Here is a 12,862-nt window from a genome sequence, read left to right as displayed (position 1 = left end):
CGATGTGATGTCCGATCATGAGTTCGTCGCGCAAGGGAATTATGGAGGACGCCTGTTCGGATATCGGCGATCACTGTCCGAATGGAGTGCTAACAGTCCGTTTCGCGGTTGTCTGTCTGTGATGCGTTTGTCCGGATATCGGGTCTTCGCGCGTAACTGATGTGACCAAAGCGAGACCCTTTAAGTGTGGTTTACGGGCCGCCCGTACTTAATAGTTGGCTCCATTGAGCTCGGGTCAATGGGTCACGCGCTGTGGGGAGCGCCGACTCACGAGCACACTCGGGGCTCTCGTAGCGCGGCTGTCAGGGGTGTCAGCCATTGCTTTGGGAGCCCGTTTCATAACGACAGTGGACTCCTGAGGAGGCAAACCCATGCGCGGTGCAAAGAGCGCAGCCTGGGTCGCAGGTGCGATAGCCGTGGCGCTGACCGCGACGGCTTGCGGCGGCAGCAGCAAGGACAGCAACGCCGGTGGCGCGGTGGACCCGAACGGCGTCTTCAGCTACCAGAGCAACGAACCGCAGCGCCCGTTGCAGCCCGCCAACGCCAACGAGGTCGGCGGCGGCCGCATGCTGGACAACCTCTTCCGGGGTCTCACCGAGTTCGACCCGAAGACCGGCAAGCTGAAGATGGCGGTCGCCGACAAGATCGAGACCAAGGACTCCCAGCACTTCACTGTCACGCTGAAGCCCGGCTGGACGTTCCACAACGGCGAGCCGGTCACCGCGAGCTCGTTCGTCGACGCCTGGAACTGGGGCGCGAACACCAAGAACGCCCAGATCAACAGCTCCTGGTTCGAGGACATCAAGGGCTACGACGAGGTCCACCCGGCCAGCGGCGACCCGAAGTCCGACAAGATGTCGGGTCTGCAGGTGAAGGACGACAAGACCTTCACCATCGAGCTGACGCGGCCGATCTCGTACTTCCAGTACAAGCTGGGCTACGTGGCGCTCTCCCCGCTCCCCAAGGCGTTCTTCAAGGACCCGAAGGGCTTCGGCCAGAAGCCGGTCGGCAACGGCCCGTACCAGTTCGTGAGCTGGGACCACAACGTCAAGGTCACGATGAAGCGGTACGAGAACTACAAGGGCGACGACAAGGCCAAGAACGGCGGCGTCGTCTTCAAGATCTACCCGAAGTCCGAGGCCGCCTATCAGGACATCCTGTCCGGCAACCTTGACACGCTGGACCAGGTCGACCCGACCGACCTCAGCAAGTACAAGCAGGACCTCGGTGACCGCGCGGTCGACCAGCCGATAGCCGGCACCGTCAACATCGGCTTCGCGATGTACGACGACGCCTGGAAGGGCGTCGACAAGGCCAAGGTCCGCCAGGGTCTGTCGATGGCCATCGACCGCAAGAGCATCGGCGAGAAGGTCCTCCAGGGCTCCCGCGAGCCCGCGACCGGCTTCGTCGCGCCCGGCACCGTCGGCTACCAGAAGAACGACAGCGAGATCTTCAAGTTCGACCCCGCCAAGGCCAAGCAGTACATCAAGGACGGCGGCGGCGTCCCCGGCAACAAGATCTCCGTGCTGTACAACAGCGACGGCGGCCACCAGGGCTGGGTCGACGCGGTGTGCAACTCCATCACCCAGGCCACGGGCATCGCCTGCGAGGGCAACCCGAAGCCGGACTTCAAGACCGCCCGTGACCTGATCACGGACAAGAAGCTCAAGGCCGGCGACATGTACCGCACCGGCTGGCAGGCGGACTACCCGCACATCGCGAGCTTCCTCTCGGACGTCTTCCGCACCGGAGCGGCCTCCAACGACTCCGGCTACAGCAGCAAGGAGTTCGACGCCGCGGTGGAGAAGGCCGACAAGGCCGCGACGCCCGAGGAGTCGGCGAAGCTGTACGGCGACGCCGAGAAGATCCTCGAGAAGGACATGCCGCAGATCCCGCTCTGGTACTACAAGTCCAACGCCGGTTACTCGACGCATGTCAAGAACGTGACCTACGACTGGATCGGCCAGCCGGTCTGGACGCAGGTCGAGGTTCTCAAGAAGTAAGTCCGACCGGCCAACCGCGCGGCGATGCGCGAACGCCGCCGTTAGCGGTCAGACAGATCGCGCGGCTGCCGTCGACTCTCCTGAAGGACAGACAGGGGGGTCGGCGGCAGCCGCGCCGATCGCATTGGAGGAACGATGGGGCGTTATATCCTTCGACGCCTGCTCCAGATGATCCCGGTGTTCATCGGCACCACTTTGATCATCTTCTTGATGGTGTACGCGCTGCCCGGCGACCCCGTGAAGGCGCTGTTCGGCGACAAGGCCGCGGACCCCGCCACCGTCGCCCAGCTCAAGCACCAGTTCGGCTTGGACAAGTCACTGCTGGAGCAGTACTGGACGTACCTGACCAACCTGGTCCAGGGCGACCTCGGCATGAGCTTCAGCCAGCGTGACGTGACGGACATCCTGACGGACGCCATCCCCGTCACCATCCGGCTCGCGCTCGTGGCGTTCGCCATCGAGATCGTGGTCGGCATCGGCCTCGGCATGCTCGCCGGCCTCAAGCGCGGCAAGCTCATCGACCAGCTGGTCCTCGTCGTCACCCTCGTGGTGATCGCCATTCCGGTCTTCGTGCTCGGCTATGTCGCCCAGTCGGTCCTCGGCAACGAACTGCACCTGGTCGACCCGACGGTCAACGACTCGAACGACCTGAGTCAGCTGCTGCTGCCCGGCATCGTGCTCGCGTCGGTGTCCCTCGCGTACGTATCGAGACTGACCCGGACGAGCATCGCGGAGAACATCCGCGCGGACTACATCCGCACCGCCATCGCCAAGGGCATGCCCAAGCGCCGCGTGGTCGGTATCCACCTCATGCGCAACTCGCTCATCCCCGTGGTCACCTTCCTCGGCACCGACTTGGGCGCGCTCATGGGCGGCGCCATCGTGACGGAAGGCATCTTCAACGTCCAGGGCATCGGCAATACGCTCTACAGGGCAGTCCTCCAAGCCGACGGCCCGCTCGTGGTCGGCCTCGTCACGTTCCTGGTCGTCGTCTACCTCGTCGCCAGCCTGCTGGTCGACCTGCTCTACGCCGTTCTGGACCCGAGGATTCGCTATGTCTGACACCAGTGGCATCACGAGCCCCAGCCTCGGGAACTCGTCCGGGAACTACGCCAAGGCGGACGAGGCAGCGCGCCTGAAGAGCGGCGGCCCGCAGCTGCCGGAGCCCAAGAAGGACCAGGCCAAGAGCCTGTGGGCGAACGCCTGGCAGGACCTGCGGCGGCGGCCCGTCTTCATCGTCTCCGGCATCATCATCGTGCTGCTGATCGTCATCGCGATCGCGCCGTCCCTGTTCACCAGCACGAACCCCAAGCCGGGCGACCTCGCCCACTTCATGCAGAAGCCGAAGCTCGGCCACTTCTTCGAGGCCGACTGGTTCGGCTACGACGGCCAGGGCCGCAGCATCTACGCCCGCGTGATCTACGGCGCCCGCGCCTCGATGACCGTCGGCGTGTTCGCCACGCTCTTCGTGACGATCTTCGGCGGCCTGATCGGCATCATCGCCGGCTACTTCGGCGGCTGGGTCGACGCCCTGCTCTCGCGGCTGACCGACATCTTCTTCGGCATCCCGATCCTGCTCGGCTCGCTGGTCCTGCTCCAGGCGTTCGCCGGCCGTACGGCGTGGACCGTGGCGCTGGCGCTCGGCGTGCTGGGCTGGACGCAGGTCGCGCGCGTGATGCGCGGCTCGGTGATCACGGTCAAGCAGGCGGACTACGTGCAGGCGGCGCGGGCGCTCGGCGCCGGCAGCGGCCGCATCATCTTCCGGCACGTGCTGCCGAACGCCATCGCGCCCGTCATCGTCGTCGCCACCATCGCGCTCGGCATGTACATCTCGGCCGAGGCGACGCTGTCGTACATGGGCATCGGCATCCAGAACGGCATCTCGTGGGGCGCGGACATCTCCATGGCCTCCTCGCAGATCCGCAACTCCCTGCACGTACTCCTCTTCCCGGCGGGCTTCCTGACCGTGACCGTGCTGGCGTTCATCATGCTCGGCGACGCGGTCCGCGACGCCCTCGACCCCAAGCTGCGCTGAGGGAGGCGTACGTGACCACCATCGAAACACCCGCGAACGTCCCCGAGCCCGCCACCGCCGACGGCGGCGCCCTGCTCGAAGTCCGTGACCTGCACGTGGAGTTCCACACGCGGGACGGCGTCGTCAAGGCGATCAACGGCGTCAACTACTCCGTCTCCGCCGGTGAGACGCTCGCCGTCCTCGGCGAGTCGGGCTCCGGCAAGTCGGTGACCGCGCAGGCGATCATGGGCATCCTCGACATGCCGCCCGGCAAGATCCCGCAGGGCGAGATCTTCTTCCGCGGCCAGGACATGCTCCGCATGTCCGACGAGGAGCGGCGCAAGATCCGCGGCCGCAAGCTGGCGATGATCTTCCAGGACGCGCTCTCCGCGCTCAACCCGGTGCTCAGCGTCGGCTACCAGCTCGGCGAGATGTTCCGCGTCCACCAGGGCATGTCCCGCAAGGACGCCAAGGCCAAGTCCATCGAGCTGATGGACCGGGTGCGCATCCCCGCCGCCAAGGCGCGCGTGAACGACTACCCGCACCAGTTCTCCGGCGGTATGCGTCAGCGCATCATGATCGCGATGGCGCTGGCGCTCGAACCGGACCTGATCATCGCGGACGAGCCGACCACGGCCCTCGACGTGACCGTGCAGGCGCAGATCATGGACCTGCTCGCGGAGCTCCAGCGCGAGTACAACATGGGCCTGATCCTGATCACCCACGACCTGGGCGTGGTCGCGGACGTCGCCGACAAGATCGCGGTGATGTACGCGGGCCGGATCGTGGAGACCGCGCCGGTGCACGAGCTGTACAAGCGGCCCGCGCACCCGTACACCCGCGGCCTGCTCGACTCGATCCCGCGCCTGGACCAGAAGGGCCAGGAGCTGTTCGCGATCAAGGGGCTGCCGCCCAACCTGCAGCACATCCCGACCGGCTGCGCCTTCAACCCGCGCTGCACCATGGCGCAGGACGTCTGCCGCACCGACGTGCCCGTACTGCACCAGGTGACGGAGCGGGACGGCGCCGAACTGGCCGGCCGCGGCAGCGCGTGCCACTTCTGGAAGGAGACGATCCATGGCTGAGACGAAGAAGAACGACGGGGCCGTGGACGACTCGACACCGAGCGTCTCCGACGTGGTCGAGAGCGACGCGAGCACCACCACCGAGGTGGAGGCCGCCCTCGACAAGCGGGGCGAGCGCGGCGAGCCGATCCTCCAGGTGCGGAACCTGGTCAAGCACTTCCCGCTGACCCAGGGCATCCTCTTCCGGCGGCAGGTCGGCGCGGTCAAGGCCGTCGACGGGATCTCCTTCGACCTCTACCGGGGCGAGACCCTGGGCATCGTCGGCGAGTCCGGCTGCGGCAAGTCCACAGTCGCCAAGCTCCTGATGACCCTGGAGACGGCCACCGCCGGCGAGGTCTTCTACAAGGGCCAGGACATCACCAAGTTGTCCGGCCGCGCGCTGCACGCTGTACGGCGCAATATCCAGATGGTGTTCCAGGACCCGTACACCTCGCTCAACCCGCGGATGACGGTCGGCGACATCATCGGGGAGCCGTACGAGATCCACCCGGAGGTCGCGCCCAAGGGCAGCCGCCGCAAGAAGGTGCAGGACCTGCTGGACGTGGTCGGGCTCAACCCCGAGTACATCAACCGGTACCCGCACCAGTTCTCCGGCGGCCAGCGCCAGCGCATCGGCATCGCCCGCGGCCTCGCCCTCAACCCGGAGATCATCATCTGCGACGAGCCCGTCTCGGCGCTGGACGTGTCCGTCCAGGCGCAGGTCATCAACCTGATGGGGAAGCTCCAGGAAGAGTTCGACCTCTCCTACCTCTTCATCGCGCACGACCTGTCCATCGTCCGGCACATCTCCGACCGGGTCGGCGTGATGTACCTCGGCAAGATGGCCGAGATCGGCAGCGACCAGGAGATCTACGAGCACCCGACGCACCCCTACACGCAGGCGCTGCTCTCCGCCGTGCCCGTGCCGGACCCGGACGCCCGCGAGGGCCGCGAGCGCATCATCCTGACCGGCGACGTCCCGTCCCCGGCCAACCCGCCCTCCGGCTGCCGCTTCCGCACCCGCTGCTGGAAGGCGGAGGCGCGGTGCGCCGAGGAGGAGCCGCTGCTGGCGATTCCGGAGCGCTTCGCGACGACGGACACGTTGGCCGCGCACGAATCCGCGTGCCACTTCGCGGAGGAGAAGGACGTGGTGGGCGCGGCGTAACGCGTCAGATCGCATTGGTCGTCTCATAGGCCGCTCAACGCGTGTGGGGTTTCTCGGATCTACGGTCCGGGGAGCCCCACACGCGTCTGTGCGGCGCGATACCGGGAGGCTGCCCGTAGGGCCACCGCTTAGGGTGAGGGCATGACGGAGAACGCAGCCGGCGCAGACGCGATGGCCCCGGTGGAGGCGCTGATAGTGGTGGACGCCCAGGCGGCGTTCATGTCGGGCGAGGAGGCGGTGCCGGCGGCCGCGGAACTGCTCGTACAGCTCAAGAGCCTGCTCGCCAGGGCCCGCGAGGCCGGCGCGCTGATCGTCCACCTCCAGAACGACGGGGCGCCGGGGACGGCCGACGAGCCGGGAACGCCCGGCTGGGAACTGCATCTTCCGGTGGAGACCGACCGACGGGAGACGGTGATCCGCAAGGAGGAGGACGACGGCTTCGAGGGAACGCGCCTGGGTGACCTCCTGGTGGAAGAAGGGGTGCGGTCGCTCGTCGTCTGCGGCGTCATGTCGGAGATGTGCGTCCTGGCCACGGCGCGAGCCGCCCTGGAACGCGACTACCGCGTGGTGCTTCCCCACGACGCGCACGCCACGTACGACATCCCGGCGGGCCCCGGCAGCGACGCCGTCCCCGCGGCGACGGCTTCGCGGGTGGCGGAGTGGGCGCTCGGCGACGAGATCGAGATCGTGGCGAGGGCGGCATCGGTTCCTTTCACCGGGCCGTTCACGTCGCCTACGTCTACGTCTACGTCTATGTCCGGAGAATGAACCACACCGCTTTACCGGGCGAGGCGGGGTCGCCCTCGTGGCTCTGCACGCCCCAGGCGTCCGCACACGACTGTACGAGCCCCAGCCCGCGCCCATGCTCGTCCTCCCCGGCGGGCGCGTGCCGCTGCGGGAGGCCGGTGCCGGTGTCCCAGACGGCTACGTGGAGGTCATCCGGGATCCAGTCGACGCTGACGTAGGCGTCGGTCTTGCTGTACCGGTACGCGTTGGTCGCCAGCTCCGACACCAGCAACTCGGCGGTATCCACGACGCAGTGGAGTCGTGCGGCTTTGAGGATGGCTCGGATGGTCGCCCTCACGATGCCGACGGCACGAGGGTCATGCGGGATGAACAGGCCGTAGGACCAGGGCTCGTGGGGGTTGGGGGGCTCGGGGGGCTTGAGGGGCTCATTGGGCGTGCGCATGGCAGCCTCCAGTTGAGTGCAGTCTGTGACTGAAGCCACACTCAAGGTAGCTGTGTAGGTTGTGAATCCACAACTCGATCCCCGAAAGTGGGAGTTGCGCAATACTGCTCCGTGGACCGAGGGAGGGACCCGTGGGCCTGAGAGCCAACCCCACGTATCGCCAGCGGCGCTTTGGCGCGGAGGTTCGAAAACTGCGCGAACGTGCGGGCCTGAGTGTTGGCGAGAGCGCCGCCGTGATGGGCATGCATCAGTCGCATATCAGCAACGTTGAGACGGGGCGTACGAGCCTCTCGGAGGAGAGGTTGCGTAAGCTCGCACGAGCTGCGGGCCATACAAATGCGGCGTTGGTTGATGCCTTGGCGGAACTGGGGCAGAGCTCGGGCAAGGGCTGGTGGAGCCAATATCGTGAGAGGCTGCGCCCATCCCTCATGGATGTCGCTGAGCTCGAATCGAGAGCCACGGTGATCTTCAATTACGAGCCGATGTTTGTGCCGGGCCTCCTCCAGACGATCGAGTACGCAACGGCCACCTCCAGAGGGGGCTATGCCCGGGCCTCGCACCACGAGCAGGACTTGGACGTCGAGTTCCGTGTGCGACGGCAGAGTGTTCTGCAGGGTGAGGGGGCACCGCGCCTTCACGCAGTCATCCATGAAGCCGCGCTTCACGCCTCGATAGGAGACCGAGGGGTTATGCGCGGCCAACTCCTGCGGCTGGTAGAGGCGTCCAGGCTGCCTAATGTGACCATCCAAGTCTTGCCATTCGACGGCCCGGTGGCCTTCGGCACGTCCTTCACGACGGTCGAGCCGATGGTGCCGGAACTCAGCACCGTCATCGTGGCGCACGTTGAGAAGTCCCTGTACCTGGGCGATTCCGAGGCTATTGCCAGGTACACCGACTGGTTCGCTACGCTGCGGCAAGTGGCGTTGCCCTCGCTGGACGCGGCAGTCCTGCCGGAGGCGCACGTCGCGAAAGATTCGCTGGGGCTGATTCAGCGGCTCCTGTATCCCCTGCTCTAGGAAGGCGTACATGTCTCAGCTCAATTGGCAGAAGTCCAGTTTCAGCGAGCCGGGCTCCGACACGTGCGTCGAGGTTGCCACTGGCCCGACCGGCATAGCCCACCTCCGCGAGAGCGACGATCCCGGGCGAGCGCTCGCCACCACCCCCGCCGCGTTCCGCGCGCTGCTACGGGCTGTCAAAACCGGCGCTGTGGCCCGAGCTGCTGGCTGAGTGGGCGCCGGGTACCCGCGGTACCCGGCATTGGATGGGCCGGCGCCCCCCAGCCGTTGTCAGTGGGCGCGAGTATGTTCGCTCGCAGACGCATGGCGAGAGTGGTGATGGGCGTGTTTGCGGACGCGGAGGCGGAGGCGGGCAGGGGTGGTCGGCGCGAAACGCTGGGCCGGCTTGAGCGGTATTACGACGCCGTACCTCGTTTCGGCGCGCGCGCCGAGGACTTCGGGGCGCTGGCGCTGTTCGTACGGGAGGGGCAGGGCTGGCCCTACTACGCGCGCCCGACTCTGGGGCACTCAGGGCCGGTGAGCGCCGAAGGCGTAAACGGCGTACGGGCGCGACAGCGTGAACTTGGTGTGTCGGAGAGCTTCGAGTGGGTCGCCGAAACCACGCCGGAGCTAAGGGCCGCGGCCGAACAGACTGGGCTGGTGGTGCATGAGCACCCTCTGATGGTGCTCGAACTGGACGCCACGTCGGCCCCCGTCGTACCCGAAGGCGCCGATGGGGTGCGCATACGGATCGTGGAGCCGGACGACCCGGTTCTGCCGAGCGCTCTCGCTGTTCCCCACCTGGCCTTCGCGGACCCTGGTACGGCCGTGGGGGCGGCCGGCGTGGCCGAGTTGGAGGAGCTGGTGCGGAGCCAGGCCGATGACGGTTCGGTGGAACGTATAGCGAACCGTATCCGGGCCGGACTGACCCGCGTCGCCGCGGCGTCGGTCGACGGAACGGCGCTGTGCGCCGGTCAGCACCAACCGGTCGGGAAGGTCAGCGAGATCGTCGGCGTGGGGACACTGCCGTCGGCGCGCCGCCGCGGCCTGGGGCTGAAGGTCACGGAGGCGTTGGTGGCCGATGCCGGATCGAGTGGCGTCGAGACGGTGTTCCTGTCGGCGGGCGACGACGCCGTCGCCCGGATCTATTCGCGGCTCGGCTTTCGCCGCATCGGTACGGCGCTGATCGCCGAGCCCGCCGAGTAGCTCTTATTTCGGCGCTGTTCACGAGCATTGCCCGGTTCGGCCGCCGCCGTGGTTGACTTTCCGTTGCGGAAACGCGTGGCACGGTGGCCGACATCGGCCGGCCAGGATGCCGCCGGGAGAACGGGGAGCGCGCGATGCAACAGCACAGCGGCGGCGGGGGCTCGGACCAGGTAACTCCGGCTGCTGCGGAACCCGTTCGGGAACGAGCCCGGCCCGCGAACCGCGACGTCGGCATCACGCGGCGGAATGCGCAAGGACTGCGAGCACTGGCATGAATGCTGACCCGCCCCAGTCGCCGAGCCCCGCCCTCGACGAGGCGTTCCACAACACCACCAGACTGGCGATCGCGGTGTTCCTCTCCGGCTGCGCCGAGGTGGAGTTCGGGTTGGTCCGCGACCACTGCCGGGTGTCCGACTCGGTTCTGAGCAAGGCCGCGGCGACCCTGGAAACCGCCGGATACGCCGAAATCCGCAAAGGCTACGTCGGCAAACGCCCCCGAACCTGGCTCTCCCTGACCTCCAGCGGCCAACACGCCCTGTCGCGTCACGTCACGGCCCTCCAGAACATCGTCGCCGCAGCCCGAGAAGCCAGCCTGAACAACGGGGGCCGCGTGAGCTGACGCCGGCAGCTCTGCTGGCGCTGCTGCTGGGGCGGTATTCGGGGTGGGTGGGGTGCGGGTTTCGTCTCGGGCCCTGCGGGCCCAGAGCGCCAGCAGCGGCAGGGGAGGGGGCGGGGCGGGGGTCCGTTCACTGGCTACCGGGTGGGTCGTGGCCAGGGTTAGAACGGGCTCCGCTGCGCTCCGCCGCTGGCTGCTGCCGCGATGGGGTTGCTGCCGGTTGCTCTGGCGCAGCTTTCGTCTCGGACCCTGCGGGTCCACAGCGTCTGGAGTGGAGGGTGGGGCGGTGGGGACCCTGTAGGAGGCTCCGCTGCGCTCCGCCGCTGGCTGCTGGTAGGTAGGGTGCGATTGCCGCCCGACAAAAGTTCCTTTTCGGGCACCTAATCGGGCGGTAACTGCACCCTGTTGAACGGTGGACCTGGCGCATCGGACATACCGGGCGCACTCGCCGTCAGGGCGGGGTTTCCCCACCCTTGGGTCCCTCTTCTACGGGCGGAAACCGCCCCCCGGACACGTAGCGCCCTCAGGCGCAGGGCAGCGGGGCCCCGGCCGCCCGTAGCCAGTGAACCGCGCAGTCCCCAGCCCGCTCCCGCTTCGGTTGCCGTGGGCCGCAGGCCCGAGACGCGCCCGCACCCGAAGTCCGCACCATGACCACTTCGCGGCAGCAGCCAGCGGCGGAGCGCAGCGGAGCCCGTTCTAACCCCGGCCGTGAGCCGGGCCGCAGGCAGCAAACCGACCCCCGCCCCGCCCCCTCCCATGCCGCTGCTGGCGCTCTGGGCCCGCAGGGCCCGAGACGAAACCCGCACCCCACCCACCCCCAATACCGCCCCACGCGGCAGCACCCGGCAGCAGCTGGCCCGGCGCTGTGGCGCGACCCGCGATTGGCGGTCTTGCTCAATCCGACTCCAGGGCGCTGTCCGGTTTCCGGGGTGTGGCTGATGTGGCTGTGCGTCGTGGCTCGTCGGGTGTCAGGAGTGCGGCGAGGCGGAGGGTGTCCGCGAGGTAGCGGTCGTAGGGAAAGTCGGCGTTCAGGAGGGCGGCGCGGAGTTCTTCCTCCAGGGGTTTGCCCTCGGTCAGGAAGGTGTCCTGGCCCTTCGGGGTGAGGGCGACGAGGCGTCGGCGCCGGTGGGCGGGGTCGACGTTGATCGTCACGTACCCCTCCGCCTCCAGCGGGCGCAGGGCGCGGCTGATGGCGGGGTCGGACAGGGTCAGGGCCTCGGCGAGCTGGTGCTGGGTGGCGGGTTGGATCTCCTCAAGGGTGCCCAGCAGCCGCAGTTGGCTGGGGGAGAGGCGCTGGTTCGGGCCGGAGCGGCGCCGGGCTGCCTCGCCCATCAGCATGACCACGCGGTGCAGGAGCTCTGCCAGTCCTTCGTCCATGCGTCCACCCTACCGGACACTTGCATTGTTAATATTAACCATGCAACACTCAATCCATGGACAACCTCCCTTACGCCGTTCAGACCACGTTTCCGATGCTCTTCATGCTGGTGCCCGCCCTCGGGGCGCTGCTGAGCTGCCGCCGCCGCAGTAACGGCCGGCCGGCGTTGGAGATCTGGCAGCGCTGGTGGGCCATCGGCGCCCTCGGCATCGGAAGCCTGTGGATCACGATCTCGTTCCTGGCGGTGCCGGACGCCATGGCCGACGCCATCGGCTTCGCCCACTCGCCGTTCCAGTTCGAGATCGCTTTCGCCAACCTCGGCCTCGCCCTGCTGGGCTTCCGTGGCGCGTCCGCGTCGTCCCGTGAGCGCCTCACGAGCGGGATCGCGGCCGCCGCGTTCCTGTGGGGAGCCGTGATCGGCCACGTCTACCAGTGGTTCGCCCACGGCGACCACGCCGCCGGGAACACGGGCGGCATCCTGGCCAACGACATTCTCATCCCCGCCGTCATGATCTTCCTGGCCGTCCTGGACATCCGCCGGAACCGCTCCGGCCGCAGCCACGCCGCCCGCTTGGCCGCCTGATCAGGGTGGCTCACCCACCCGCAGTTGAGTCCCGGAAAGAACGGCTCGTCCCGATCGACGGCCGTTCTTTCCGGGACTCAACTGCTGCCGTCCGACAAGGCCGTCCGACAAGCCCGCAGGCCGGCCGCCCGCAGTGGGCACCGCCGGAAACCAGTCGATTCCGGCCCGGACGGGGCCTACTGTGCGAGGCATGGCCCATTCGAAGACCTCTTACGTCTGCCTGCCCTGCCGGGCCTCGTACAAGCAGCGCTACGTCGGTGACCACGAGCGGATCTGCCCGCGTTGTGCCGGGGTGTTGATCCATGTGGGGTCCGCCTTCGCGCCGCCTCGGCGGCGCGACACCGCGGGCTGGCGGACGTTGGCGGTGCTGCTGAACGCCGGTGTCCGCTTTCATAAGAGCTGCTGCGGTGGTCCGGGGTATCGCCCGCGCACGCTCAGCGAGGTGCGGGAGCGAATGGCGTACGCGCGAACGACGGGGGAGCCGTTCGCGCGTGCGTTGGTACGTCGCGAGGTGCCGTAGGCCCCCGGGCCCGCGGCACCTCGCGCTGTGTGTGGTCAGTCGTGGGAGCTGATGACGCCGCCGGTGCTGAGGACGATGTAGACGCCGTTGGCGTCGACGCCGATGTCGTGCTGGTCGGCGGTTTCGATG

The 12,862-nt window shown here is 67.7% G+C and carries 14 protein-coding genes; 12 read left to right on the top strand and 2 right to left on the bottom strand.

Translation table 11 applies throughout. The features are described 5' to 3' along the window. Positions 1–371 precede the first annotated feature (371 nt). From AB0I49_RS35605 to AB0I49_RS35580, 6 genes are all read left to right on the top strand, one after another. Complete coding sequence (locus AB0I49_RS35605; RefSeq protein ID WP_363231361.1) at positions 372–2,003, top strand: ABC transporter substrate-binding protein; 1,632 nt, start codon at positions 372–374, stop codon at positions 2,001–2,003. Between the two features lie 135 nt (positions 2,004–2,138). Next, positions 2,139–3,065, top strand: coding sequence for an ABC transporter permease (locus AB0I49_RS35600; protein ID WP_363231360.1), 927 nt, complete (start codon positions 2,139–2,141; stop codon positions 3,063–3,065). Continuing rightward, positions 3,058–4,038, top strand: coding sequence for an ABC transporter permease (locus tag AB0I49_RS35595; RefSeq protein WP_363231359.1), 981 nt, complete (start codon positions 3,058–3,060; stop codon positions 4,036–4,038). The genes AB0I49_RS35600 and AB0I49_RS35595 overlap by 8 nt, the downstream gene beginning before the upstream one ends. 11 nt (positions 4,039–4,049) lie before the next feature. Further along, positions 4,050–5,102, top strand: a complete 1,053-nt coding sequence (locus tag AB0I49_RS35590) for an ABC transporter ATP-binding protein (RefSeq protein ID WP_363231358.1) — start codon at positions 4,050–4,052, stop codon at positions 5,100–5,102. Further along, on the top strand, positions 5,095–6,246 hold the full coding sequence (locus AB0I49_RS35585) for a dipeptide ABC transporter ATP-binding protein (protein WP_363231357.1): 1,152 nt from the start codon (positions 5,095–5,097) through the stop codon (positions 6,244–6,246). Before AB0I49_RS35590 ends, AB0I49_RS35585 begins: the two co-directional genes overlap by 8 nt. Positions 6,247–6,387: 141 nt before the next feature. Next, complete coding sequence (locus AB0I49_RS35580) at positions 6,388–7,014, top strand: isochorismatase family protein (protein ID WP_363231356.1); 627 nt, start codon at positions 6,388–6,390, stop codon at positions 7,012–7,014. Here AB0I49_RS35580 and AB0I49_RS35575 read toward each other — a convergent pair. Further along, the gene (locus AB0I49_RS35575; RefSeq protein ID WP_363231355.1) at positions 6,998–7,435 is read right to left on the bottom strand and encodes an ATP-binding protein; all 438 of its coding nucleotides are present in this window, start codon (positions 7,433–7,435) and stop codon (positions 6,998–7,000) included. The two genes, AB0I49_RS35580 and AB0I49_RS35575, sit on opposite strands and share 17 nt — an antisense overlap. Before the next feature lie 131 nt (positions 7,436–7,566). Here AB0I49_RS35575 and AB0I49_RS35570 point away from each other — a divergent pair, with 131 nt between their 5' ends. From AB0I49_RS35570 to AB0I49_RS35555, 4 genes are all read left to right on the top strand, one after another. Beyond that, positions 7,567–8,451, top strand: coding sequence for a helix-turn-helix transcriptional regulator (locus tag AB0I49_RS35570; protein ID WP_363231354.1), 885 nt, complete (start codon positions 7,567–7,569; stop codon positions 8,449–8,451). Between the two features lie 10 nt (positions 8,452–8,461). Then, on the top strand, positions 8,462–8,662 hold the full coding sequence (locus AB0I49_RS35565; RefSeq protein WP_363231353.1) for a DUF397 domain-containing protein: 201 nt from the start codon (positions 8,462–8,464) through the stop codon (positions 8,660–8,662). A gap of 92 nt (positions 8,663–8,754) precedes the next feature. Then, entirely contained in the window at positions 8,755–9,636 is an 882-nt protein-coding gene (locus tag AB0I49_RS35560) for a GNAT family N-acetyltransferase (protein WP_363231352.1), read from the top strand. A 271-nt stretch (positions 9,637–9,907) separates the two neighbouring features. Next, complete coding sequence (locus AB0I49_RS35555; RefSeq protein WP_363231351.1) at positions 9,908–10,255, top strand: transcriptional regulator; 348 nt, start codon at positions 9,908–9,910, stop codon at positions 10,253–10,255. Between the two features lie 891 nt (positions 10,256–11,146). Here the strand turns inward: AB0I49_RS35555 and AB0I49_RS35550 are convergent. Then, positions 11,147–11,629 carry a MarR family transcriptional regulator gene (locus AB0I49_RS35550; protein WP_363231350.1) on the bottom strand — a complete coding sequence of 161 codons (483 nt, stop codon included), beginning with the start codon at positions 11,627–11,629 and terminating at the stop codon, positions 11,147–11,149. A 56-nt stretch (positions 11,630–11,685) separates the two neighbouring features. Between AB0I49_RS35550 and AB0I49_RS35545 the strand changes: the two genes are divergently transcribed. Next, entirely contained in the window at positions 11,686–12,213 is a 528-nt protein-coding gene (locus tag AB0I49_RS35545; protein WP_363231349.1) for a DUF6790 family protein, read from the top strand. A gap of 190 nt (positions 12,214–12,403) precedes the next feature. Further along, on the top strand, positions 12,404–12,733 hold the full coding sequence (locus tag AB0I49_RS35540) for a deoxyxylulose-5-phosphate synthase (RefSeq protein WP_363231348.1): 330 nt from the start codon (positions 12,404–12,406) through the stop codon (positions 12,731–12,733). The last annotated feature ends 129 nt before the right edge of the window (positions 12,734–12,862 follow it).

The sequence above is a fragment of the Streptomyces sp. NPDC050617 genome (assembly GCF_040654795.1).
Taxonomy (GTDB): Bacteria; Actinomycetota; Actinomycetes; order Streptomycetales; family Streptomycetaceae; genus Streptomyces.
Note: the sequence above shows the minus strand (reverse complement) of the source record. Positions and strands in the feature narration are given on the sequence as shown.